At 60.6% G+C, this 26,180-nt stretch carries 14 protein-coding genes and 2 riboswitches; of the genes, 9 read left to right on the plus strand and 5 right to left on the minus strand.

Features of this window, described 5'->3' with window-relative positions; all coding sequences use genetic code 11:
- The first annotated feature begins 99 nt into the window (after positions 1 to 99).
- From AC2I9W_RS04185 to pbpC, 5 genes are all read left to right on the plus strand, one after another.
- Complete coding sequence (locus AC2I9W_RS04185) at positions 100 to 6,120, plus strand: alpha-2-macroglobulin family protein (RefSeq protein ID WP_486408786.1); 6,021 nt, start codon at positions 100 to 102, stop codon at positions 6,118 to 6,120.
- Between the two features lie 189 nt (positions 6,121 to 6,309).
- Positions 6,310 to 7,203 (plus strand): endonuclease/exonuclease/phosphatase family protein, encoded by an 894-nt coding sequence (locus AC2I9W_RS04190; protein ID WP_486408787.1) that lies wholly within the window; start codon positions 6,310 to 6,312, stop codon positions 7,201 to 7,203.
- A gap of 72 nt (positions 7,204 to 7,275) precedes the next feature.
- On the plus strand, positions 7,276 to 7,830 hold the full coding sequence (locus AC2I9W_RS04195) for an HdeD family acid-resistance protein (RefSeq protein ID WP_486408788.1): 555 nt from the start codon (positions 7,276 to 7,278) through the stop codon (positions 7,828 to 7,830).
- A gap of 469 nt (positions 7,831 to 8,299) precedes the next feature.
- Positions 8,300 to 10,363, plus strand: a complete 2,064-nt coding sequence (locus AC2I9W_RS04200; RefSeq protein WP_486408789.1) for a BCCT family transporter — start codon at positions 8,300 to 8,302, stop codon at positions 10,361 to 10,363.
- 147 nt (positions 10,364 to 10,510) lie between these two features.
- Complete coding sequence (gene pbpC, locus AC2I9W_RS04205) at positions 10,511 to 12,964, plus strand: penicillin-binding protein 1C (protein WP_486408790.1); 2,454 nt, start codon at positions 10,511 to 10,513, stop codon at positions 12,962 to 12,964.
- A 73-nt stretch (positions 12,965 to 13,037) separates the two neighbouring features.
- On the opposite strand, the gene lldD is transcribed toward pbpC, so the two are convergent.
- The 3 genes from lldD to AC2I9W_RS04220 form a co-directional block, all read right to left on the minus strand.
- Positions 13,038 to 14,171, minus strand: a complete 1,134-nt coding sequence (gene lldD, locus AC2I9W_RS04210; protein ID WP_486408791.1) for an FMN-dependent L-lactate dehydrogenase LldD — start codon at positions 14,169 to 14,171, stop codon at positions 13,038 to 13,040.
- 7 nt (positions 14,172 to 14,178) lie between these two features.
- Positions 14,179 to 14,928 carry a transcriptional regulator LldR gene (gene lldR / locus AC2I9W_RS04215; protein WP_486408792.1) on the minus strand — a complete coding sequence of 250 codons (750 nt, stop codon included), beginning with the start codon at positions 14,926 to 14,928 and terminating at the stop codon, positions 14,179 to 14,181.
- A gap of 87 nt (positions 14,929 to 15,015) precedes the next feature.
- Entirely contained in the window at positions 15,016 to 16,785 is a 1,770-nt protein-coding gene (locus tag AC2I9W_RS04220; RefSeq protein ID WP_486408793.1) for an L-lactate permease, read from the minus strand.
- A gap of 275 nt (positions 16,786 to 17,060) precedes the next feature.
- Here AC2I9W_RS04220 and AC2I9W_RS04225 point away from each other — a divergent pair, with 275 nt between their 5' ends.
- On the plus strand, positions 17,061 to 18,239 hold the full coding sequence (locus AC2I9W_RS04225) for an alpha-hydroxy acid oxidase (RefSeq protein ID WP_486408794.1): 1,179 nt from the start codon (positions 17,061 to 17,063) through the stop codon (positions 18,237 to 18,239).
- Positions 18,240 to 18,318: 79 nt separating this feature from the next.
- Here AC2I9W_RS04225 and nhaA read toward each other — a convergent pair whose 3' ends face one another.
- Positions 18,319 to 19,710, minus strand: coding sequence for a Na+/H+ antiporter NhaA (gene nhaA / locus AC2I9W_RS04230; RefSeq protein ID WP_486408795.1), 1,392 nt, complete (start codon positions 19,708 to 19,710; stop codon positions 18,319 to 18,321).
- Positions 19,711 to 20,065: 355 nt separating this feature from the next.
- Between nhaA and AC2I9W_RS04235 the strand changes: the two genes are divergently transcribed.
- Positions 20,066 to 20,998, plus strand: a complete 933-nt coding sequence (locus AC2I9W_RS04235) for an EamA family transporter (RefSeq protein WP_486408796.1) — start codon at positions 20,066 to 20,068, stop codon at positions 20,996 to 20,998.
- 112 nt (positions 20,999 to 21,110) lie between these two features.
- On the opposite strand, the gene AC2I9W_RS04240 is transcribed toward AC2I9W_RS04235, so the two are convergent.
- Positions 21,111 to 22,379: a D-amino acid dehydrogenase gene (locus AC2I9W_RS04240; protein WP_486408797.1), complete on the minus strand. Its 1,269-nt coding sequence runs from the start codon at positions 22,377 to 22,379 to the stop codon at positions 21,111 to 21,113.
- A gap of 54 nt (positions 22,380 to 22,433) precedes the next feature.
- A riboswitch (glycine riboswitch) is annotated at positions 22,434 to 22,554 on the minus strand.
- Positions 22,555 to 22,654, minus strand: a riboswitch (glycine riboswitch).
- A gap of 541 nt (positions 22,655 to 23,195) precedes the next feature.
- Between AC2I9W_RS04240 and AC2I9W_RS04245 the strand changes: the two genes are divergently transcribed.
- Together AC2I9W_RS04245 and dinB are read left to right on the plus strand one after the other, a co-directional pair.
- Positions 23,196 to 24,722, plus strand: a complete 1,527-nt coding sequence (locus AC2I9W_RS04245; RefSeq protein ID WP_486408798.1) for an amino acid permease — start codon at positions 23,196 to 23,198, stop codon at positions 24,720 to 24,722.
- A gap of 112 nt (positions 24,723 to 24,834) precedes the next feature.
- Positions 24,835 to 26,052: a DNA polymerase IV gene (dinB, locus tag AC2I9W_RS04250; protein ID WP_486408997.1), complete on the plus strand. Its 1,218-nt coding sequence runs from the start codon at positions 24,835 to 24,837 to the stop codon at positions 26,050 to 26,052.
- The last annotated feature ends 128 nt before the right edge of the window (positions 26,053 to 26,180 follow it).

Genomic DNA, 26,180 nt, shown 5'->3' on the forward strand with positions numbered 1-26,180 from the left:
CTTTTTTGTCTGCCGGCTTCACTGCTGGGTGTCTGGTTCCAGACTCCAAATTCAAACAGCCGTGGCGAGAAAGACTCAGCCATCAAAGGGGATCACTGTATGAGCAAGCCGTATGAGATTACGGGCGGGAAGGGGAGGCAGACTGGGCCGGGGTGGCGCAGCTTGCTGAGTGCAGGTTTGCTATGGAGCCTGGCGGCCACGGCCGCTCATGCCGTGGGGGTGCGCCAGTTCAGTCCGCAGGGGGATGTGAGCAAGGTCGGCCAGGTGGTGGTGCAGTTCGATGGGGCTGCCGTGCGCTTTGGTGACCCCAAGGCCGCTGCACCGGTCAAGCTGCAGTGCAGTGATGAACAGGCCGCCAAGGGGCAGGGACGCTGGAACAGCGACAAGGAATGGGTGTTTGACTTCGCCCAGAGCCTGCCCGCAGGTGTGCGCTGCACGGCACAGCTGGATCCCCAGTTCAAAACCGTCTCAGGCACAGCACTGACGGGCGCTTCCAGCTATCAATTTCAGACCGGGGGTCCACAGGTTGTCAGGATTGCTCCCGGCACCTATGAAGAGGTCGATGAGGAGCAGTACTTTGCCCTGCGCCTGACGGGAGCCGCTTCGGTTGACAGCCTCAAGCAGCGCGTCTGGTGTACCTCCGAAGGCGTGGGTGAGCGTATTCCCGTGCAACTGATCGAGGGCAAAGACCGCGAGGCCGTGCTCAAGCAGCGCTACTGGGACAAGGATGCCGTCAAAAATCCGCAGAACTATGCGGTGCTGGCCTGTAACCGCCGCCTGACCTCGGGCAGCAAGATGACCTTGGTCTACGGCAAGGGCGTGACCATGGCCAATGGTCTGGCCAGCAAGGACGAGCAGCGCTATGAATACCAGGTGCGTCAGCCGTTCAGCGCCGATTTCAGCTGCGAGCGCGAGAATGCCAACGCCGCCTGTCTGCCCATCCGCCCCATGCGCCTGTCCTTCAGTGCGCCGGTGCCGCGCAAGCTGATGGAGGGCATACGCCTCAAGAGCGGTGCTTCCGCCGTGGCTCCCATCATTGAAGCCTATGGCGACAAGCTGGCCGAGGACTCGCTGGTGGACAGTGTGAGCTTTCCGGCCACCATGCAGGCCAACACCAAGTATGTTGTTGAGTTGCCGCCGCAGTTCAAGGATGCAGCAGGTCGTACGTTGACCAACGCCAATCTGTTCCCGCTGGCCACGGCCACCGGCAATATGCCGCCGCTGGTGAAGTTCGCGGCATCGCCCTTCGGTATCGTCGAGCGCTTTGCCGAAGGCCCCAAGGGCCCGGCACTGTTGCCTGTGACGCTGCGCAATGTGGAGCCGCTGCTAACCGGCAAGTCGCTGGACGCCAGCGTGGTGCGTACCAAGAAGGGGGGCTCGGACGCTGACATCATCGCCTGGCTGAAAAAGGTTGAGCGCTATGACAGCTATAGCGTGCAGCGCAAGCACGCTGTGCGTGATGTCAAGGTTTTGCCACCAGTCATCAACGACGACAAGCACTGGGTGCAGACCCGCATGCTGTCGCTGCTGGACGGCCAGAGCCAGACACAGACACTGGAGCTGCCCAAGGCTGCCAAGAATGATCCACGTCCTTTCGAGGTGGTCGGCATACCGCTGAACCCCGGCTTTCAGGTGGTGGAAATTGCCTCGCCCATGCTGGGTCAGTCTTTGCTGGACGAGGGTTATGGCGCGGGTCGCACCATGTATGTGCGCACCTCGGTGCTGGTGACCAATCTGGCTGTGCACTTCAAGCTGGGCCGTGAAAATTCCGTGGCCTGGGTGACGACGCTGGATAAGGGCAAGGTTGTGCCTGGCGCCACCGTCCAGGTGTCGGACTGCAATGGTCAGGCGATTGCTTCTGCGGTGAGCAACGAGCAGGGCATTGTGACTTTCAACGGTCTCAATCCCAACCCGCCGTCTTGCCGCAACGAAGACGGTTATTACCGTAGCAACTCCTATTTTGTGAGCGCACGGGCCAAGACCGATGCGGGCGAAGAGCTGGCTTTTGTCTGGAGCAACTGGAACAAGGGTATCGAGTCCTGGCGCTTCAATGTGCCCACCAGCTCCAGCAACAAGCGTGATGCGGTGGCGCACACGGTGTTTGACCGCATGCTGTTCCGCGCCGGTGAGACCGTGTCCATGAAGCACTTTTTGCGTGCACAGACTGGACCGGGCAAGAACTCCAGCGGCTTTGAGCAAGCCGAGGAAAAGCCTGACCGCCTGACCATTACCCATCTGGGCAGTGGTCAGCGCTTTACTCAGGCGGTGAGCTGGAGTGCCAATGGCAGTGCCATCAGCGAGTTTCCTATCTCCAAGGCAGCCAAGCTGGGTGAGTACTCGGTAGAGCTGGGCTATACCAGCGGCAGTCGTGGAAACATCTTCAGCACCGGCATCTTCCGGGTGGAGGAGTTCCGTCTGCCCGTGATGGAAGGCCGCGTGGGGCCTGCGGGCAAGGAGCCGCTCTACGGTGTCAGCAGCGTGCCTGCAGAAGTGCAGATCAACTATGTCTCTGGCGGCGCTGCCGCCAATCTGCCGGTCAAGGTATCGGCCTTGCTGCGAGCCAAGTCGCTGGACTTCGCGGGCTGGGATGGCTTTAGCTTCAACTCGCCGCGCAGCGCCCAGGATGTGGGCAGCAGTGATGATGAAGAGAGCACCGCAGCCGATGAGAGCAAGGTGGTTGCCGACAAGCTGCCAGTGACGCTGGACAAGAACGGCCTGGGCAAGGTCACCATCGACAAGCTGCCCAAGTCCACCGAGCCGCGCGAGCTGCTGATGGAAGCGACTTACGCCGACCCGAATGGTGAGGTGCAGACGCTGCGCAGCACGCGCACCATCTGGCCGGCGGCCGTGGTGGCGGGAGTGCGTTCTGAGCACTGGATCTCCGTAGACCGCAAGCTGCGCTTTCAGGCGCTGGCGCTGGATACCGCAGGCAAGGCCCAGGCCGGTGTACCCGTCAAGGTCGAGGCCGTGGCACGCATCACTACCTCCAGCCGCAAGCGACTGGTGGGGGGCTTTTATAGCTATGACAACCAGACCACGCTCAAGTCTTTGGGCACGGTCTGCTCGGGCACCAGCGACAGCCATGGTCTGCTGCAGTGCGAAGCCCATCTGTCTCAGCCGGGCGAAGTGGAGCTGATTGTCAAAGCCTCTGACAAAGATGGCCGCAGCAGCCAGGCCGCGACCTCGGTCTGGGTTACCGGCCGGGGCGAGCTCTGGTTCGGTGGCGAAGACCATGACCGCATGGATGTGCTGGCCGAGCGTAAGAGCTATGAGCCCGGCGAGACTGCACGCTTTCAGGTGCGCATGCCATTCCGCCGTGCCACGGCACTGGTGGCGGTGGAGCGCGAAGGCGTGGTCAGTACGCAAGTTGTGGAGCTGACGGGTGAGAACCCGACGGTGGATGTCAAGATCGAAGAAAACTGGGGCCCCAATGTCTACGTCAGTGTGCTGGCGCTGCGTGGTCGACTGATGGAAGTGCCCTGGTATAGCTTCTTTACCTGGGGCTTCAAGTCGCCGATGGAATGGTGGCGTGCCTTCTGGAATGACGGCAAGGAATTCATCGCACCGACTTCCATGGTCGATCTCTCCAAGCCCGCCTTCCGCTTTGGCATGTCCGAAGTGCGCGTGGGTCTGAAGAATCACCAGATCGATGTCAAGCTGTCTTCGGACAAGTCCAGCTACAAGGTGCGCGGCAAGGCCAAGGTCACCGTCAAGGCCACGCTGCCTGATGGCAAGCCTGCTGCTGGCGCGCATGTGGCGCTGGCAGCCGTGGACCAGGCCCTGCTGGAGCTGATGCCCAACACCAGCTGGAACCTGCTGGACGCCATGCTGACGCGCCGCGACTGGGGTGTGAAGACATCCACCGCGCAGATGGAAGTGATTGGCCGACGCCACTATGGCAAAAAAGCCGTTCCAGCAGGTGGTGGCGGTGGCCGCAGCCCCACGCGTGAGTTGCTCAACACCTTGCTGGTGTGGATGCCCAATGTGGTGCTGGATGCCAATGGCATGGCGCTGATCGAAGTGCCGCTCAACGATGCGTTGACCACCTTCCAGGTGGTGGCCGTGGCCGATGCGGGCGTGAGCCTGTTTGGTACGGGGCAGACGGCAATCCGCACTACACAGGACCTGCAGATCATCAGCGGTCTGCCGCCACTGGTGCGCGAGGACGACCTGTTCCGCGCTCAGGTTACGCTGCGCAACACCTCGGCCAAGGCCATGAAGGTCGATGTCTCGCCGCGTGCGACGCTGCTGGAACTCAAGCACCAGGTAGTGGATATTCCCGCCGGTGAGGCGCGTGAAGTGGCCTGGGAGGTCAAGGCTCCGGCTCAGCTTTCCGGCACACGTGCCGAGGCGCTGATCTGGGAGATTGAAGCCCGCGACCTCAATGGCGGCGCTGATGCTGCGCAGGATGCACTGAAAGTCAGTCAACGCATCGTGCCAGCCGTGCCTTTGAGCGTGCAGCAAGCTACGCTGGTACAGGTCAACGGAACATACACCGTGCCCGTGAGCCCGCCCGCTGATGCGTTGCCCGGTCGTGGTGGCCTGCAGATGTCGCTGGTGCCCAAGCTGACCGAAGGTCTGCCCGGCGTGCGCGACTGGTGGGCTCGCTACCCTTACTCCTGCCTGGAACAGACCACCAGCAAGGCGGTAGGCATGCAGGATCCGCAGCTGTGGCAGTCGCTGATGGTGCAACTGCCCAACTATCTGGATAGCGATGGCCTGACCCATTACTTCCCGCCGCAGGATGGCTCGGCCAGCCGCGGCAGCGATACGCTGACTGCGCATCTGCTCAATATGTCGGCCATGGCGCAGGGCGTGGACAAGCGCTTTGTGATTCCGGCAACTGAGCGTGCGCGCATGGAAGAGGGTCTGATCGCCTTTGTGGAAGGCCGCATTCAGCGCAACTTCTGGAGCCCGCGCAAGGATCTGGAGATGCGCAAGCTGGCGGCAATTTCCGCGCTGGCGCTGTCTGGCAAGGCCACGCCGCGCATGTTGGACAGCATCAACGCTACGCCCAACCAGTGGCCTACGCACACCGTCATCGACTGGGTGCAGCTGCTGCAGCGCATGAGCGATGCTCCACAGCGCGAAGAGCGACTGGCGCAGGCCATGCAGATTCTGCGTGCGCGCCTGACGTTCAATGGCACCCGTGCCGGCTTCTCCACCGAGCAGGACGACAGCTGGTGGTGGCTGATGCAAGGCCCGGATGTGAATCTGGCGCGCCTGATTCTGACCACCATCAACGACCCGGGCTGGGCGGAAGACATGCCACGCCTGATCAGCGGTTTCATCGCCCGCCAGCAGGCCGGAGCCTGGAGCACAACCACGGCTAACCTCTGGGGGGCGCTGGCGCTGCGCCGCTTCTCGCAGAAGTTTGAGTCCGAGCCCGTGGCCGGCAGCACCGTGGCCAGCATGAACGGTAATGAGGCCAAGGTGAACTGGGCCGAGGTCAAACGAGCAACGTCTGAAGATGTGCAAGGCGCAGCCCATGCGACCAGCGCCTTTGGAGAGCCCGTGCGTGCCGGCGGTCTGATGAACAACACCATGTTCATGCCCTGGGCCAAGGTCGCTGGATCTGGTAAAGGCCAGCTCAGCGTGACCCAGCAAGGCACAGGCAAGCCATGGCTGACCGTGCAGTCTGTGGCGGCCGTGGCCCTCAAGGCTCCGTTCAGCTCCGGCTACAGCATCAAAAAGACCGTTACGCCCGTAGAGCAGGCGGACAAGGGCTTGTTTGGCGGCGGCCAGTACACACGCGGTGATGTGCTGCGTGTGACGCTGGAGGTGCAGGCCAAAACCGATATGACCTGGGTGGCCATTACCGATCCTGTGCCCACGGGGGCCACCATTCTGGGTGGCGGCCTGGGCCGCGATTCGGAAATGGCTTCCAGCGGTGAAAAGCGCGAAGGTGCCGGCTGGCTGGCCTATGAGGAGCGTAGCTTCGAGTCTTACCGGGCCTACTACCAGTATCTGCCTGCAGGCACGACCAAGGTCGAATACACGGTGCGTCTGAACAACGCCGGTGAATTCGCCTTGCCGCCCACACGTGCAGAAGCGCTGTATGCCCCCGAAATGTTTGGCGAGACACCCAACGCCAAACTCAAGGTGGTAATGCCCAAGTAATTGGAACCGTGCTGATCAAGCCCCGCACAGTGCATGCTGGCGGGGCTTTTTTCATGCTTGTTGCACGGTATCAAGTCAATATCACGCAGCAGAGCACTGCGGCTCTCAAGAGGCACAAAATATCAAAGTGATAGCTGCTTGCGCTTTCTGTGTAAGCGCTTGAGGCAGTTTTTAGTCAAATTACAAACTATGAATATCCTGACCTGGAATACGCAATGGTGCTGCGGCATGGATGGCCGTGTCAGCGTGGAGCGCATCGTGCGGCACGCCTTGCAGATGGGGGAGAGGACCGATGGGGGCGCTGCTACAGCCGGTGTGGATGTTCTGTGTCTGCAAGAAATTGCCGTCAACTATCCGCAGCTGCAGGGTGCTCCGGGCGATCAGCTGGCCGAGCTGCAGGCCTTGCTGCCGGGCTGGCAGATCTTCATGGGCGCCGCCGTGGACGAGTTCACGGCGCAAGGCCGCCAGCGTTTTGGCAATGTGATTGCGACCCGGCTGCCGGTGCTGCAGGTTCAGCACCATCCGCTGCCCATGCCTGCTGAAGCTGATATGCGCTGCATGCCGCGCATGTGCTCGGTGGTGATGGTGGCCGATGCAGCGCTGGGGCCGGTTCGCATCATGACCACGCACCTCGAGTATTTCTCGCGCCGCCAGCGTATGGCCCAGGCCAAGGCGCTCAGAGCGCTGCAAATGCAAGCCTGTGCGCTGGTGGATGCGGCGCCCAGGCCAGCCAGCGACGGCTCGCCCTATCAAACCAAGCCGCATACACGCCATGCAGTGCTGTGCGGGGACTTCAACTTCGAGCCACACGAGGCCGAATATGCAGAGCTGTCTGCCCCATGGGCCGTCGGCGAGATGGGTTGTGCCCAGCCGGGGCAGTGGCTCAACAGCTGGAGCGTGCTTCATCCGCAGCAGCCTCAGCCGGCGACTTTCAGACTGATTGACCGAACCTGGGGGCCAGATCCCGGGGCGTGTGATTTCATCTGGGTCAGTGACAGCCTGCAATCGCGTGCGCGCAGCTGGCGGGTGGACAGTTGCACGCAAGCGTCCGATCATCAGCCGGTATTGCTGGAACTGAGCTGACAGCAACAGGCGTTATTGCCGACAGGCGCGCATTTTCTTACATGTTTTGATAGCTCATCTCAAGGAGAACTTATGACTGCAGAAATCGCTTCCATGTCCGTCATGTTTAGACGCAACTGGTGGGTGCTGCTGCTCAGAGGCATTGCGGCCATTGTGTTTGGTGTGCTGACCTGGATGCAGCCTGCTGCGTCTGCTGCAGCGCTGGTGCTGGTGTTTGGTGTGTATGTGCTGGTCGATGGCGTGCTGGGCATCTTCACGGCCTTCAAAAGCCGCGGCGAATCGCGTCACTGGTGGGTTGTTCTTTTATGGGGCGCTATCAGCGCACTGGTCGGCGTGCTGATGCTGTTCCAGCCCGTGGCAGCTGCGCTGGTGATCACCATCTACGTCGGTGTCTGGGCGGTGATGACAGGGGTGATGGAGATTGTTGCGGCCATTCGTCTGCGCAAGGAAATCCAGGGCGAGTGGCTGCTGATTCTGGGCGGCGCGATTTCTGTGCTCTTCGGTATTTTTGTGCTGATTCAGCCTGCCGCCGGCATGATGGCCATGCTCTGGGTGCTGGCCACCTATGCCGTGATCTTTGGTGTGCTGATGGTGATTCTGTCCTTCAAGGTCAAGAAGTCCGCCTGACGGTATTGGCTTGCCACGGCAAAAACGGCTCCGAAAGCGTGCCGTTTTTGTTGAAGCCTGTTGCGGCCCAGAGAGAAAGCAGGGAGCCGGACTGCTGCTCCAAGTATTGGCTTTGTATAAGAATCGGCCTCTAACGCTTGTAGATCAAGCGTTGCTTGCTATTTTTTTATAAGCGCCATGCTAGGGTGAAGCCTTTTTGCTTGAAAGGGAACCCTGCACCTCATGAATATCGGCAGACGAGCGCTTGACATCCAGATCAGGCAAGCCCGTCGCCCTGCAGTCGTCGTGCTGCAGGCGCTCGCCCTAGGCGCATCACGGCCTGTGTTTGTGGCCTCTGTTCCCGGGCCGAGCTGAGTAAGGAAACCTTCAATAATGAATTTCTGTGATCCGACACTGCAAGCCCTTTTGCCTGCGCAGGAGGCTTGCTGGCAGTGCTTGAATCAAGTTGCATTGAAACAGGAGAGCAAGCATGTCTGAAGCCCTGGATAAAGCACTGGAGACTGCGGACCCCTCCGGGTCGTCGCCTTCACCGGGTGATGAGGCGCCACGCCCGCGCATCACTTTTTCGGCACCTGTGGTCATACCGGCCTTGCTGACGCTGGGCTGCTTGCTGCTGTATTGCGGACTCATGCCGCGACGTGCCGACGCGCTGTTCTCTGGGGCTCAGGCCTGGGTGGTCGGCAATCTGGACTGGTTCTATACCGTCTCCGTGACCGTGTTTCTGGTGTTTCTGGTGCTGCTGGCTTCCAGCCGCTTTGGCGACATACGACTAGGGCCGGACGATGCGGAGCCGGAATTCAGTTTTCTGTCTTGGACGGCGATGCTGTTTGCCGCTGGCATGGGCATCGGCCTGATGTACTTCGGCGTCGGTGAGCCGCTGCAGCATTACCTGAAGCCGCCCACCGAAGTCGGCTCCACCCCCGCTGCTGCGCGTGAGGCCTTGCAGTCCACCTTTTTCCACTGGGGCTTTCATGCCTGGGCGATTTACGGAACCATGGGGCTGGTGCTGGCCTACTTCGGCTTTCGCTACAACCTTCCGCTGACCATGCGCTCGGGCCTGTATCCGCTGCTCAAGCAGCGCATCAACGGCCCCATTGGCCACGGTGTCGATGCTTTTGCTCTGGTTGGCACGATTGCCGGTATTGCGACCACGCTGGGCTATGGCGCCATGCAGCTGTCTGCCGGGTTGAATACGCTGACGGGCTGGGACACCACGACCACAGGCTTTCGCGCCATGGTGATCGTTGTCGTGGTCATGCTGGCCGGAATTTCTGCAGTCTCCGGGCTGGAGAAGGGCGTGCGTCGACTGAGCGAGTTCAACCTCTCGCTGTCCTTGCTGCTGCTGGGCTTTGTGGTGATCGCAGGGCCCACGGTGTTTTTGCTTCAGGCGCTGAGCGAGAACATCGGCAACTACTTCTCCGGACTGGTGCAGCTGTCGCTGCGCACCTTTGCCTATGAGCCGGCCAATGACACGAGCTGGTTTGGCGGCTGGACGATTTTGTACTGGGCCTGGTGGATTTCATGGTCGCCTTTTGTGGGCATGTTCATTGCGCGTATCTCGCGCGGTCGCACGATTCGCCAGTTCGTCATTGGTGTGCTGCTGGTGCCCACGACGTTCAACCTGGTGTGGATGACCGCCTTTGGCAACAGCGCCATCTGGATTGATAGCCATGTGGCCCATGGCGCCTTGGCCGCATCGGTTGGCAATGTGGATGCGCTGCTGTTTCGCTTCTTTGAATACCTGCCCTGGTTCAAGCTGGTGGCCTGGCTGGCCATTGTGCTGATTGCCGTGTTTTTCATCACCTCGGCGGACTCGGGTGCTTTTGTGGTGGACACGATTGCCTCGCGAGGTCACCCGGATTCGCCCATCTGGCAGCGCCTGTTCTGGGCCGTGGTGCTGGGCGTGACGGCCTTGGTGCTGTTGCTTGCCGGTGGGCTGAAAGCCTTGCAGGCCATGACGCTGGTGGCGGCCGTGCCGGTGACCATCATCATGTTGTCGCTGTGCTATGGGCTGTGGAAGGGGCTGGAAGCCGACCGGGCGCATTTCACGCAGGAACTGGCTCCGGCCACCAGCTTCTGGAATGGCCAGCACTGGCGCAAACGCCTAGAGCAGATCGTGCACCAGCCTTCGCGTGAGGACATACGCAAGCTGATGCGCAATCTGGTGCTGCCCGCCATGAACGAGGTCGCCCTGGAGATGCAAAAGCGTGGCGTGCAAGTCAATGTCAGCGAAGACTTCAGCGGTGATGGAGAGCTGCGCCTGACGGTGCCTGATCCTTCGCTGCGTGATTTTGTCTATGGCGTGCGCAATACGCGCCGAGTGGTGCCGACCTTTATGGTGGTTAGCGAGAAGACGCGTAGCCATGTGTATGAGCCCATTACCTTCTTTGAGGATGGGCGGCTGGGTTATGACGTTCAGTATTTGCGCTCGGAGGAAATCATTGCCGACATCCTGCGCCAGTACGAGCGCTACCTGTCGCTGAGTGCGGACCAGCGCACACAACTGCTCAACCGTGCCCCAGGGCATAGTTGATTCTGTCCGTATCAAAAAAGGGAGCTGAGGCTCCCTTTTTTGATGGGTATTGCTGAATGCGCACGCCGCCAAGAGGTTGACTGCAAGACATGGAGTGTTCTCATCTTTGGGAGAATGTTTGCTGGCAGCAAGCGTCAAACAACAGAGATGGAACAAGGCATGGGGCGATATTTCAAAGCGGGGAAAGCGGGACTGGGCAGCGTCAGGCTGCTCGTGGTGACTGGCTTGTGCTTGGGCTTTTCGGCAGTCAGCCATGCCTTGCCGAGCTTTGAGGAGGTGCGCAGCGATCACCGCTCGTCCGAGACCTTGCTGCTGTCGCGTGAAGGCGAGGTCTTGCAGCGACTGCGCACGGACAACACGGTCCGGCGAGGCCCCTGGGTCGCCCTGGCAGATGTGTCTCCTGCCTTGCGCACAGCGCTGTTGCTTAGTGAAGACAAGCGTTTTTATGAGCACAGCGGTGTGGACTGGACGGCTGTTACCGCTGCCGCCTGGGGCAATCTCTGGAACACGCGCACACGGGGCGCTAGCACCATCACCATGCAACTGGCCGGCCTGCTCGACGGCGACTGGCGCCAGGGGCCGGGTGGACGTACTGTGGTGCAGAAGATTGGTCAGACCGTAGCCGCACAGGTGCTGGACCGTCGCTGGCGCAAAGATCAAATTCTTGAGGCCTACCTGAACATGGTGCCGTTCCGGGGCGAGATCGTGGGCATTGATGCGCTGTCGCAAAGTCTGTATGGCAAGGCTGCGCATGGCCTGGATGCGCGCGAGGCAGCCATTGCTGCGGCCCTGGTGCGGGCTCCCAATGCTTCGGTGGAGCGAGTGGCTCAGCGTGCATGTGGTGTGCTCCAGGTCATGGCCCCCGATGATGTGGCGGCCCGAGATTGCTCGGCCATGCAGCTCTATACCCAGAGCGTGCTGCAGCGCAGGCAATGGCAGCCGGTGGAAGGTATTGCGCCGCACTTTGCCCGGCGCTGGCTGGCGCTGCCCGAGAACAAAGGGCGAGAGCAGGTGCGCTCCACCCTGAGCGCTCCGCTGCAGCGCTTTGCCGTGGATAGCCTGCAGCAGCATTTGCGCGAGCTGCAGGGGCGCAATGTGGAGGATGGTGCGCTGGTGGTGCTGGACAATCGCAGTGGCGAGATTCTGGCCTGGGTGGGCTCCTCGGGGACGTTGAGCCAGGCTGCCGAGGTCGATGGTGTTACCGCACTGCGCCAGCCCGGCTCCACGCTTAAGCCCTTTCTCTATGCGCAGGCGATTGCCGAAAAGCGCCTGACAGCGGCCTCGCTGATTGAAGATTCCTCGGCACATATTCCCACGCAAAACGGCCTCTATATTCCGCAGAACTACGACCGGCGCTTTAAGGGCTGGGTGTCGGCGCGCACGGCTTTGGCTTCATCGTTGAATGTGCCGGCCGTGCGCACTCTGGTCATGGTCACACCCGATGCTTTCTTTGCACAGTTGCAAAAACTGGGCATGCCACTGCGTGAAAGCGGGGGCTACTACGGCTTCAGTCTGGCGCTGGGCAGCAGCGAGGTCACCTTGCTCAATCTCACCAATGCGTACCGTGCTCTGGGTAACGGCGGTGAATATCGAACCGTCAGCTGGGCATTGCCGCAGTCTGCACAGATGCCGAAGTCTGGCAGTCAAAAGACTGCAGGCAAGTCCCGTGCAGATGTAGTCAGCAGCGACGCTGCCGTGCAGGCGCTGGATGCAAGGGCCGCGTTTATCGTGGGCGATATCCTTTCCGACAATATGGCCCGTGCTCCCACTTTTGGTACTGATAGTGTGCTGGCTACGCGTTTCTGGACGGCGGTGAAAACCGGCACCAGCAAGGACATGCGGGATAACTGGGCCGTGGGCTGGTCTCAGCGCTACACGGTAGGCGTCTGGGTGGGCAATGCCGGTGGTGAAGCCATGCACTCTGTCAGCGGCACCAGCGGTGCTGCCCCCATCTGGGCCGAGATCATGGGCTTTTTACATCGCAATCAGTCCAGCCGAGCCCCCAAACCACCTGCGGGCGTGCTGCAGCAGCCGGTGCAGTTCGGTGCACTGGGAAGCGGTGCAATGCCAATCGAAAGCGCGCGCAGCGAATGGTTTGTGCAAGGTACGCAGCAGTCGTTGTTTGCTATGGATCACATAGCTGATACCGCAAGCAGGACAAGCGCTGCAGGCCCAAAAGGCTTGAAAACCACAGCGGCCAAAAATGCGGTGCTTGTGACGACCGCTGTACGCATCTCTCGTCCTGCCAATGGCACCATCCTGGCGCTGGACCCGGACATTCCGCCCGACAGCCAGCGCGTGCAACTGGTGGCGCGCCAGGCGGGCATGGCTGGCGAACAGGACTGGCGCGACAACAGCCTGCGCTGGCGGTTGGTGACGCGCCAATACTCTGCGCCAGTCGATAAAACCGCTAAGCCTGTCATGCGTGAAGTACAGCGAGAGCTGGGGCGCGGCAGCCAGCTGGGGTGGCTGCCCTGGCCGGGCCGCCACAAGCTGGAGCTGCTAGATGCCTCGGGCAAGCTGCTGGACAGCATCAGTCTTGAAGTGCGCGGTGCTGGCGCCCTGGTTGCAGGCCCTGAAGACATCAAGAAGAAACGATAGGCACGAAAGCATTGTTGCTTTCGGTCGGCAGCTTTGCGCCAGGGCATGGCGCAAAGCTGCCCAACCCTGGTGGTCAGCGTACCAGCAGATCGCCCGTGATCTCACTCACGTTCTTGACACTGGTTAGCGTCATGGCCACGCGCATTTCCTTCTCGAGTAGCTCCAGCAGGTTGCTTACTCCTGCCCCGCCTTCTGCTGCCAGGGCGTAGATGAAGGCGCGTCCGATCATCGTGCAGTCGGCGCCCAGGGCCAGCATGCGCACGATGTCCAGACCGTTGCGAATGCCGGAGTCAGCCAGGATCTTGATCTGTCCTTTGACGGCATCGGCAATGGCTGGAAGCGCCCGTGCCGAGGAGAGGGCGCCATCGAGCTGACGACCCCCATGGTTGGAGACGATGATGCCGTCGGCGCCGAAACGCACAGCATCCTTGGCATCTTCGGGGTCGAGAATGCCCTTGATGAGCATGGGCCCCTTCCAGAAATCGCGAATCCACTCCAGATCCGACCAGGAGATCGAAGGATCGAAATTCGCACCCAGATAGCCCATGTAGTCTTCGAGGCTGACGTTCTTGCCCAGATAGGTGGAGATATTGCCCAGTGTGTGGGGGCGGCCCAGCAAGCCGACATCTAAGGCCCACTGTGGGTGGGTGGCGGCCTGCAGATAGCGGCGCATGGCGGCGTTGGGGCCGCTCATGCCCGAGTGTGCATCCCGATAGCGTGCGCCGGGCACGGGCATGTCCACGGTGAAGACCAGGGTGGAGACACCGGCGGCCTGAGCGCGCTCGAGCGCATTCTTCATGAAGCCCCGGTCCTTGAGCACATAGAGCTGAAACCACATGGGGCGGTTGAGCTTGGGTGCCACTTCTTCGATGGGACAGACCGAGACGCTGGACATGGTGAAGGGGATGCCCTTTTTGTCGGCAGCCATGGCGGCCTGTACTTCGCCGCGGCGTGCATACATACCGGTCAGGCCGACGGGGGAGAGCGCTACGGGAATCGAGAGCTTTTCGCCAAACAGCTCCATGCTGGTGTCCAGCTGGCTCATGTCCTTGAGTACGCGCTGGCGCAGGGCCACATCGGCGAGGTCATCAACATTGCGGGCCAGCGTTTTTTCAGCGTAAGCACCACCGTCGATGTAGTGGAACAGAAAGGGCGGCAGGCGTTTTTGCGCGGCTGCGCGGTAGTCGGTGGTGGAGGAGATGATCATGACAAGGTCACCGGGTAGATGAAAGGCGGTCGAGGCGTCTGATACGGGCCGCATCGGCATCGGCAGCGGCCAGTTTGTCGTGCACGAAATCGAGGTGCTCAATGATCAGGGCACGGGCTTGCTCTGGATCGCCTGTCACCACGGCTTGCATGAGGTCATGGTGTTGCTGTGTCAGCCGTTCAAGCACTTTTGGGTCGTTGTGCTCAAACATGACGCGGCGGTTCTGGGACACGGTGTTGAGCACCATCTCGAAAAGGCCACGCATGATTTGCACGATGACGACGTTGTGTGATGCTTCGGCGATGGCCAGATGAAACCGGGCATCGGCGCGCGAGGAGTTTTCGGCGTCGTTGCGTTGCTGGTGATGCAGCATTTCATCGAAGCAGCGACGGATGTTGTCGCGGTCTTTGGCGGTGGCACGCTGCGCAGCCAGCTTGGCGGTGCTGAGCTCCAGAGCCTGGCGGGTTTCCAGTACATCAAGGCGGTACTGAGGGTCGTCCTGCATCAGCAAAGCGAGCGGCGCCAGGGCCTGTTCGCTCCATTGAGGTACTTTGGCGCAAACAAAGGTGCCAGCGCCGACACGGCTTTCCAGCAAGCCTCGGCTGGAGAGCTGCTGAATCGCTTCTCGTACTGCGACACGCGAAACCCCCAGCTCTGTGGCTAGTTGCCGCTCGGCGGGGAGGCGTTGACCGGGTTGCAGCTGCCTTTGCCTCACCAGCTCATGGAGCTGCTCGGCGACTTGATCAGAGAGACGCATAAAGTGGGTGTCCACAGATTCTGTGGCAACTGCCCCGGCGGCCTGGCTGCTTCAGCATGGCCACACCGGGGCAGTGTGGGAGGAGGTTTAGGAGGCAGTGACCAGAGGCTTGCCCTTGGATGCCGATAGAACGGTCAGCACCAGAATCAGCCATCCCAGCGCAGCGCCCCACCACAGCATATTTCCGGAGATGAGCGCCTGGCCGATCAGGCCTGCCTGGATGCAGTAGTAGGCCATAGGCATCAGTGTTTTGCGAATGACCTCACCTTCGCGGTTCATCAAGCCCACCACCGCGCCTGCGGCGACCACATTGTGCACGCAGATCATGTTGCCGGCTGCGCCGCCGACGGCCTGCAGTGCTACCACGACGGCGGACTGGTCAAGGTTCAGACCGATCTGCTGTGCCGTGGAGAACTGGAAGTACGAGAACATCATGTTGCTGACAGTGTTGGAGCCGGCAATGAAGGCACCGAGGCTGCCGACCCAGGGGGAGACGTTGGGCCATGTGCCACCAGCCACGGCTGCGGCACCTTGCGCCAGCACCAGAGGCATGCTCAGCATCGAACCATCAGCAGAGGCCGAGTTGATGAATACCTGCACCATGGGCACGGCCAGCAACAGCGCAGGGGCTGCTTCGGTCATGGTGTGAGCCGATGACTTCACCGCACGACCGTACTGCCCTTGCTTCATGCTGAAGATGAAGATACAGGCCAGCGAAGTCAAAATTAGGATGAAGCCCGGAGAGAACAGGAACTGGGCGGATGGCGAGATGCTGGTGCCGAACAGGGCCGGAATCTTGAGCGTGGTCATTGGGCCCGTCAGAAATGCCTTGAGCGGAGCAATAGTGCGTGTGAGGATCAGCAGGGCGACAACCAGCACATAGGGAGAGAAGGCGCGTAGCACGGAGAATTTGGGTGCGCTGCTGTCTGCGTCGCTGGCGTCATCCGCAAGTGTGCCGACCCACTTCTTTTCCCAGCTGGCACGGGGAGGAAAGTCAAAGCTTTGCTTGGGAACCAGAAAGCCTTTTTTCGCAGCGCCGATGACGATCACCAGACCGATCAGGGCACCGACCATCGACGGAAACTCCGGACCCAGGGTGCTGGCGATCAGGTAATAGGGAACGGTGAATGCCAGACCTGCGAACAGAGCGAACTTCCAGGCCTTCAGACCTTCGGTGAAGGATTGTCGGGCACCGAAAAAGCGTGTCAGCATGCCGCACAGGATCAGCGGAATGGCAAAGCCGACGATGGCGTGAATCAAGGCCACATTGCTAACGATCTGCAGCAGGTAGTCCATGGGCTGCATGGGGGCGATGAGCTGCGCAACATCTGCTTTGTTGTCGATGCCGGAGCGCACGCCCACCAGCATGGGCGTGCCTACGGCGCCAAAGGACACGGGCGTGGACTGGATCACCAGCACCGACATCACTGCTGCCATGGCGGGAAAGCCCAGAGCCAGAAGCAGAGGGGCTCCCACAGCGGATGGTGTGCCGAAGCCGGAGGAGCCTTCGATCAGCGAGCCAAACAGCCAGGCCACGATGATGACCTGCACGCGGCGGTCGGGGGATATGTCCATGAAGCCCTGACGTATTGCCCGCAGCGCGCCGCTTTCCTTGAGCGTGTTGAGCAGCAGCACTGCGCCGAACACGATGAACAGCAAGGTGATGGCTGTGACGATGCCATTGACCGTGGCGGCCGCCACCACGGCGCCGGGTGCTTTCCAGACGAACAGCGCCAGCAGGGCCGTGACTATGTAGGCAGAACTCATGGAGAGCTTGGCAGATCGCCCAAGTACCACCATCAAAAGAAAGACCACCGCGATGGGGGTCAGGGCTAAAAGCGTTTGTCCAAGATTCATGCGCAATGTCTCCCCAAATGTCACAGGCTTTGACATGGCACGTCAGGCACATGGCAAGTCTGAGTCTGTTTTAATTGGTATGACCAATAAGTTTGTAAAAATGATTGTGGATTGTAGAAATGACTTCAAATAAGTCATTGCATGGTTTTCCCTTGAGTTTTGAAATTAATTGGTAATACCAGTTTGAGTGCTTTCTTGAGCACAGCTGATATTGGAGAGGCAGTTTTTCTGCCGGAAAGCGTTAACTTGGCCTCGGTTCTGAGGACAATGCGCTGATGAGCGATCTTTCCAAAATCACCTGTATCGAAGACCTGCGCGTAGTGGCCAAGCGCCGTGTGCCGCGCATGTTTTATGACTATGCAGATTCGGGCTCCTACACCCAGGGCACCTATCATTCCAACGAGGACGACTTCCAGAAAATCAAGCTGCGACAGCGTGTGGCGGTGAATATGGAGGGGCGCAGCACACGCAGCACCATGATTGGTGAGGATGTGAGCATGCCGGTGGCCATCGCACCCACAGGGCTGACCGGCATGCAGCATGCCGATGGTGAAATCCTGGGCGCCAAGGCAGCCAAGGCGTTTGGCATTCCGTTCACGCTGTCCACCATGAGCATCTGCTCGCTGGAAGACATTGCCGAGCACACGCAGCAGCACCCCTTTTGGTTTCAGCTGTATGTGATGCGCGACAAGGCCTTTATGGAGCGCCTGATCAACCGTGCCAAGGCCGCCAACTGCTCGGCGCTGGTGGTGACGCTGGACCTGCAGATCCTCGGTCAGCGTCACAAGGACATCAAGAACGGCCTGTCCACACCGCCCAAGCCCACGATTGCCAACCTCATCAATCTGGCGACCAAGCCGCACTGGTGCATGGGCATGCTGGGTACCAAGCGACGCACTTTCGGCAACATCGTCGGTCATGTGGATGGCGTGGGTGATGTGTCTTCGCTGTCGTCGTGGACGGCGGATCAGTTCGACCCCACGCTGAACTGGAGCGATGTGGAATGGATCAAGAAGCTCTGGGGCGGCAAGATCATTCTCAAGGGCGTGATGGATGCCGAAGACGCCAGACTGGCTGCGCAAAGCGGAGCGGACGCACTGGTGGTCAGCAACCATGGTGGCCGCCAGCTGGACGGCGCACCTTCATCGATTGAGGCGCTGCCTTCGATTGCCGAGGCTGCCGGCAAGGACATCGAAGTCTGGATGGATGGCGGTATTCGAAGCGGTCAGGACGTGCTCAAGGCCCGTGCGCTGGGTGCGCAGGGAACGATGATCGGCCGCAGCTTTCTCTATGGTCTCGGTGCTTATGGCCAGGAAGGCGTGACCAAGGCGCTGCAGATCATCCACAAGGAGCTGGACACCACGATGGCTTTCTGCGGCCACACCAATATCAACAACGTGGGCAAAGAAATTTTGCTGCCGGGAACCTACCCCAAGCCGTTTGAGCAGAACTAAAAATCATGATCCATAAAAAAAGGTCAGCCCTTTGGGGCTGACCTTTTTTTGTGAGTGCAGTGCGTGGGTCGAATGCGCTTTATTCAAAGCGCTTGCGCATGGCAAAACCGTAGCTCAGGCCCAGTACTGCGGCAATACCTGATGCCGCCAGAATGCCCAGCTTGGCGGCGCCCAGCAGGCTGGCATCGTCAAAGGCCAGACCACCCACAAAAATGGACATGGTAAAGCCGATACCTGCCAGCAGGCCCACCAGCAAAACACCGCGCCAGTTCAGGCCTTCGGGTAGGCTGCACAGCCCGCTCTTGACGGCCAGCCAGGTGCAGATGAATACGCCCAGTGGCTTGCCCAGCACCAGTGCCAGAACCACGGCCAGCGCCGTAGCCTGAGGTGCAGAGGCACTCAGGTCAATGCCCGAGAACTGCACGCCCGCATTGGCCAGCGCAAAGATGGGCATGACGCCAAAAGCCACCCAGGGATGAAGAATCATGGGCAGGCGCAGCGCCGGAGGCAGCATGTCGCGCTGTGCCAGCTGGGCTGTGCGCAGATCGCTGAGCAGGTGCTGAGGGTCGGGCTCAGCGGTCAGCATTTGCTCGCTGGCCTTGCGCATGGCCGTCTGTGCGGTCATCAGTGGTGGAACGGGAGAAGGGCGCACAAACACGGGCGTCATCAGGCCCAGAACCACACCGGCCAGAGTCGGGTGAGCCCCGGTCTTGAGCAGGCCAAACCACAAGATGGCACCAGGCAGCACATACAGGGGAGCGGCCGCAATGCCCATGCGGTTGAACAGCAGCACCAGCAGCACGCCGGCGCCGGCAATCACAAAGCCCATGGCCTGCAGGCCGCCCGAATAGAAGAAGGCAATGATGAGCACGGCCACGATGTCATCGATGATGGCCAGTGCTAACAAGAAGATGCGCAGCGCACCCGGAATATTGCGGCCCAGCAGGGCCAGAACACCCACGGCAAAGGCAATGTCGGTGGCCGTGGGAATGGCCCAGCCGTTGAGCAGCGTCTTGTCGCTGCCCACCAGTGCCACATAGATGAGTGCGGGAACCACGACACCGCCAATGGCAGCAATCAGCGGCAGGCTGGCCTGACGAAGGCTGGCCAGCGCCCCGTTGTGCAGCTCGCGGCGGATTTCCATGCCAACGACCAGAAAGAAGATGGTCATCAGCACGTCGTTGACGATGAAGTGCAGATCGGTGCTGAAGCTCCTGGGACCCAGTGTCATGGCGACTGGCGCATGCCAGAGGTCGAAGTAGCTTTGCGCTGCGCCGGAGTTAGCCCAGACCAAAGCGACGGCTGCAGCCAGCATGAGCACCATGCCGGCAAAGGACTCGATATGCAGCAGGTGGGTGATCTGGGCTTGCACGCGCTCCGTCATGGACTGCAGCGCGGGAATGCGGGGGGAGGCGGGAGATGCCGCAGAGGCAGCGGGCGCAGGGGCCTGCACAATTTTTTGTGGGTCCATGTGTCGATTCAGGTGGAGCAGGTCGTGCAATGACGATAAGCGAGCAGCCCGAGGGCTGACCTCAGACATTGCTTGCAAATTGCGTGCGACCAGCGCGCAGGCGGCCCGACCTGCGCAAGAACATTCACCTGCCATCGCCACCTTGTGTGACGGGCACCCATCGAAAATTGTAGCGAACTGTGCTTTACAGGTACTGATTTGAGGGGATTTTCTCGATATCCGGTGATCGCCAGCCAGCGCAGAGCGCTTCGTGCATGGCGTCACCTCCGCTCAAGCGGGCTTGCTGCACCAATGGCGTCAGCGGCGGTTGCGGCGCAGAGCTATGCTCGCTCGATTGCTGAAAAAGAAGGTGTGTATGTCAGGCTTGGGGGCGGAATATGTGTGGGTGCTGGTGGTGCTGTTTGCCGCAGCGGCGCAGACCGTACGCAATACGGCGCAGCGTTCGCTGACGGCGCAGGTCGGCACTTTGCCGGCCACACTGGTGCGCTTTCTCTATGGCCTGCCGTTTGCCGCTGTGTATCTGCTGGCGCTATACAGCTTTGGAGATTCAACGCTGACCCTGCCTCGCTTCAGTGCCGCTTATCTAGGCTGGATTGCCCTGGGCGCCTTTTTTCAGGTCGCAGCCACGGCGGCCTTGCTCATGGCCATGAAGGAGCGCAACTTTGCCGTGGCCGTCACCCTGTCCAAAACCGAGGTGCTGCAAGTGGCCTTGTTTGCCGCCATGTTCCTGCACGAACTGCCAACCCGGCTGGCGCTGCTGGCCATGGTGCTGGCCACGGTAGGCGTGCTGATGTTGTCGCTGCCGCCACGCGGTCAACTTTTCACGCTCTCGGCCTGGGCCAGCAAGTCCTCCATGTATGGTCTGATCTGCGGCGCCTGCTTTGCACTGGCCACGGTGGGCTTTCGCGGCGGTGCGGTGGAGATTGTCAGGCTGGGCGTGACTTCGCCCTGGCTGTCCGGTGCCTGGGGCGTACTGGTGGCGCAGACCATGCAGTCTGTGGTCATGGGCATCTGGATTGGCCGTACCCATGAGCAGGGGCTGTGGCCCATCTTCAGAGCCTGGCGCATCTCGCTGCTGGCCGGAAGCATGGGCGCCGCCGCATCGCTGGCCTGGTTCACCGCTTATGCCATGCAGGGGGCGGCCGCCGTGCGCACGCTGGGCATGGTGGAGGTGGTCTTCAGCTACCTGGTGTCGCGCAAGGTGTTCAGCGAAAAGCTGTCGCTGACGGAGAAGCTGGGCATGGCGCTGATGATGCTGGGGCTGGTGCTGATTTGTCTGCAGCTCTGATATTGAGAGCTGCCTGCACTTTATCTGTCATTGTTTCAATATCAAAAGATGTTGAAACATAGAAAAATCAAGCGCAAGCAGCTTTCATTTTGGTAGCTGTATCACTTCACGATCAGGCGCTGGCGGTGGTCAGCGTGGGCGGGCGGGGCTGCTTGCTGGCGCTGCCCATGGACTGAAGAACCACGTTGCCAATCATGTCGGCGGTAATGGCAGACAGCGTCCAGCCCAGGTGGCCGTGACCGGTGTTGTAGAACACGCAAGGCTTGTTGCCGGGGCCCACGCGCGGCATCAGATTGGGCAGCATGGGGCGCAGGCCCGCCCAGGGCACGACGCTGCGCGTGCTGATGCCCGGAAAGCACTGCTGCACCCAGTCAATCAGCGGGCGAATGCGGTCGGCGCGAATGTCCTTGTTGTAGCCATTGAACTCCGCCGTGCCGGCCACGCGGAACCGGTCTTGGCCCAGGCGGCTGGTGACCAGCTTGGTTTCGTCGTCCAGCAGGCTGACCACGGGGGCTGCTGCCTGGCTGGCCTCATCGAGCAGGTTGACGGTGATCGAGTAGCCCTTGACCGGGTAGATATTGACGCTGTCGCCCAGCTGGCTGGCCAGTGCACGGCTGGCCGTGCCGGCGCAGACCACCATGGCATCGAAAGTGGACGTCACCTCTTGTTGATCCTGGCGCACGGTGACGCTGGCCTGTTTGCCGTTGCTGGCAACCGACACGATCTCCTGGCCGTAAAGGCATGTCACGCCCAGTCTTGCGCAGGCGGCGGCCAGGCCGCTGGTGAATTTGTGAATGTCGCCGGTGGAGTCGCTTTCCGTGAAGTAGCCGCCGTAGTAATTGCCCGACAGCGTGGGCTCGATGGCATGCATTTCTTCGGGGGTGACGGCACGGCGCTCCAGGCCGCCCTGGGCCAGCAGTTGCGACACCCGGCCCGCATGCTCGAAGCCGGCGCGGTCACGATAGATGTGCAGGATGCCTTGCTTCTTGAGATCGAAGTCGATGCCCTCTTGCTCGGCCCAGCTGAACAAATGCTCGCGCGCCGCAACGGCCAGACGCGCCGTCTCCACGGTGTTTTTTTCGTAGTGGGGAATGGCAGCAAGAAACTGGGTAAACCACGACAGCTTGTGCCAGCTTGGCTTGGGGTTGAGCAGCAGCGGTGCATCGCTCTTGAGCATCCATTTGAGGCCCTTGACGATGGTGGACCAGTGCGTCCACACCTCGGCGTTCGATGCCGAGAGCTGGCCGCCGTTGGCGAACGAAGTCTCCATGGCCGCGTAACGCTGCTTTTCGAACAAGGTGACGGAAAAGCCGCGGCGTGCGAGGGCATAAGCGGTGGTCACGCCCGTGATACCACCACCGATAACGGCGATTGTTTTCATGATTCAGATTCCAGATGCGTCAAAGGGTGGAGTTCCCGCGCAATATGCGCAGCAAACGCCCCCTCTGTTCTGGACCTGAGAGATTCACGAGGCTGGGCGCTGGTTGCGCCGCTCGCTTGCTCCTTCGGTATGCCCGGCGGACGATGACGTCCGGACATTCTTCAGAGTGTGTATCAAAGCGATGCCGATCCTTTGGCCTGAGAGTTTCCGGGGCGGTTGCTCCTTCGGCGCTGCCGGCGCAATGTTGGCGCTGCAGTCTCTCTCGGCATTGCTGGGCTGAAAGCCTGGGCGCCAATGTAAGAAGAATGCAGTTGGCGGGCTATACGGGTTTGCCAGAGGCGGCTGGCAGATCACGCTGCTTGGTGAAGCCCCATTCATGAATTTGATAGCGATTGCCGCTTGCCAAATGTTGGTCTTGGAGTAATTTGATCTTGAATCGAAAGAAATGCATGCGCATGCTGCTTTCATTTTCATAGTGATCTGGGCTGTCAAGTGCGTGTGATCAGCCCCAGAGTCCACCCCCGCATTGATGGGCCGGCGCATGACGGCGGGCGGATTTGGGCAAAATGCCATCTTTGCCTGTCAGTGGGCCCGGTGATATCTCCGCCTGGCCATTGAAGCACCCGACCGGGGTAGCTGCCGAGATCGAATGCCGCTGGCTTATCCGCCACAGCGCTTTGCTTTCATGGCTTTGTTCCTTTGTCCCTGTTGCCTGCGATCCTTTGCGTGATCGCTTTTTCGCGTTGCCGTCTGGCAGCGCTTGTGGGATGGCTGGGTGGTCTGTCTGAATGGGCGCAAACCATTAAAACAAGACATATGTCTCAACCCAACGCAAACCATCAGCCTGCGCCGCTGACTGGTAGCAGTGACAACAACACGCAGCCCCAGCTGCACCGGGTGCTCAAGCAGCGCCACCTGAGCATGATTGCCATTGGCGGCGCCATTGGCACCGGCCTGTTTGTGGCTTCGGGCTCGGCCATCGCCCAGGTCGGCCCTGGCGGCGCGGTGCTGACTTATTTGCTCATTGGCATCATGGTGTACTACATCATGACCAGCCTGGGCGAGCTGGCGGCCTTCATGCCGGTGGCCGGCTCTTTCTCGACCTATGCCTCGCGCTATGTGGATCGCGGCTTTGGCTTTGCATTGGGCTGGAACTTCTGGTTCAGTTGGGCCGTGGTGGTGGCCGTGGATCTGGTGGCCTCGCAACTGGTCATGGCCTACTGGTTCCCCGATGTGCCGGGCATTCTCTGGAGCGGCCTGTTTTTGCTGCTGATGGTGGGGCTCAATGCGTTTTCCGCGCGTGGCTTTGCCGAGGCCGAATACTGGTTCGCTCTGATCAAGGTGGTGGCCGTGGTGGCGTTTCTGATCACCGGCGTGCTGATTCTGTTCGGCATCATCACGTCGGGCCATGTGCCCGGCTTTGAGAACTGGACAGTGGGCGAGGCGCCTTTTGTGGGCAACTTCGCCACCTTTGTAGGCGTGGCCATGATCGTGGCCTACTCCTTCCAGGGCACGGAGCTGGTGGGCGTGGCGGCGGGCGAATCCGAGAACCCGCGTGAGAACGTGCCGCGCGCGATTCGTCAGGTGTTCTGGCGCATTTTGCTGTTCTATGTGCTGGCCATCATCGTCATCGGTTTTCTGATTCCCTATACCGATCCGCAGCTGCTGCGCACCGAGGTGGCGGATATTGCCGTGAGCCCGTTCACACTGGTGTTTCAGCACGCGGGCCTGCTGTCGGCGGCCACGGTGATGAATGCGGTGATTCTGACTTCGGTGCTGTCGGCTGGAAATTCGGGCATGTATGCGGCCACGCGCATGCTCTACAACATGGCGACCGAAGGCAATGCGCCGCGCATTTTTTCGCGCCTGACCAAAAACGGCGTGCCACTGATTGCCTTGATCGGCAGCACCTTGATTGCCAGCCTGTGTCTGCTTTCTTCGCTCTACAGCCCGCAGGCCGTCTATATCTGGCTGCTGAATCTGGCGGGCATGACGGAATTTATCGTCTGGCTGGGCATTGCCGTGAGTCATTACCGCTTTCGCCGTGGCTATGTGATGCATGGCCACGATGTGGGTCTGCTGCCCTACAAGGCGGGTGCTTTTCCCTTTGGCCCCATCTTTGCCTTTGTGCTGTGCCTGATCGTGACGCTGGGTCAGAACTACCAGGCCTTTCTGGAGGAGCGCATTGACTGGGGCAGCGTGATCTCCACCTATCTGGGCATTCCGTTGTTTCTGGTGTTCTGGCTGGGTTACTGGCTGGTCAAGCGCAACACCTGGGTGTCTTACGCCGATATGCGCTTTGACGAGGTCGAGGAGCTCAAGAGCGAGGCGGCGAACAAGTAAGCCTTGCCGAGCAGGCTTGCTGTCGATTCTTGCCAGCGCAGGCAAAATCGGCAGCGTGAGTGATCTTTCCGTCAGCCCTGAACCCAAGCCCCGGCGTATTGCGCATCTGGATATGGATGCGTTCTACGCCTCGGTGGAGCTGCTGCGCTATCCGCAGCTCAAGGGCCTGCCCGTGGTGATTGGCGGCGGGCGGCGCAGCTTTGACGACGCGCTGCTGGCGCGCCATGCGGGGCTGCCGCTGGCAGAGATTCCGGTGGCGGACTTTCCGCTGCTGCGCGACTACACGGGGCGCGGCGTCATCACCACCGCCACTTATCCGGCGCGGCAGTTTGGTGTGGGTTCGGCCATGGGCATGATGAAGGCCGCCAAGCTCTGCCCTCAGGCGATTTTGCTGCCCGTGGACTTTGCCGAATACCGGCGTTTCTCGCGCGCCTTCAAAGAGATCATCGTGTCGATTGCTCCCGTCATGGAGAACCGCGGGGTGGATGAGGTCTATATCGACTTCACCGACGTGCCCGGTGGCCAGCGCGAGGGGGGGCGAGTCCTGGCGCGCTTGATTCAGAAATCCATCTTTGACGCGACGGGCCTGACCTGCTCGGTCGGCGTGGCGCCCAACAAGCTGCTGGCCAAGATGGCCAGCGAATTCAACAAGCCCAATGGCATCTCCATCGTCCAGCCCGAAGATCTGCAAAGCCAGATCTGGCCGCTGGCCTGCCGCAAGGTCAACGGCATAGGCCCCAAGGCCGATGCCAAGCTCAAAAGTCTGGGCATAGAAACCATTGGCGATCTGGCCGCGCAAAGCCTGCCGCAATTGCTGCACTGGTTTGGCAAAAGCTATGGCCACTGGCTGCATGAGTCTGCATGGGGGCGAGATGAGAGGCCGGTGGTGACAGAAAGCGAGCCTGTGTCCATGAGCCGCGAAACCACCTTTGAGCGCGACCTGCATGCAGTGCAAGACCGGGCCGAGCTGGGGGCGATCTTCACCGGGCTGTGTGAGCGTGTTGCGGAAGACCTGAAGCGCAAAGGCTATGTGGGGCGCACGGTAGGCATCAAGCTGCGCTATGACGACTTCAAGATTGCCACGCGAGATCAGACCCTGAGTCTGCCTGTGCAGAATGCGGCTGCCATTCGGCAGGCGGCCGGACAGTGCCTCAAACGGGTGCCACTGGGCAGGCGCATACGCTTGCTGGGGGTCAAGGTTTCGGGCTTGATTGACGAAAAGGCGTGGAAGGCCGCTGCGCACGACCCTGTGGCGCGGGAGCTATTGCTCAGGCCTCAGGCGCTGATGTCCGTCAAGAACCATGATCCCTACACTGCTTCCTTGTTCTGAGCCCCTGTGTACGGGCATCGACCGTGTGCGATGATTCAAGTGTGAGATTGTGTATCTATGCTGGTGCGGCCCTGGACGTCTCCCGGATTGATCGCTTTTGAATAAAAAATAGGCTTCCTGGAGGAGTG

Source organism: Comamonas sp. FUJ_7, assembly GCF_057369555.1.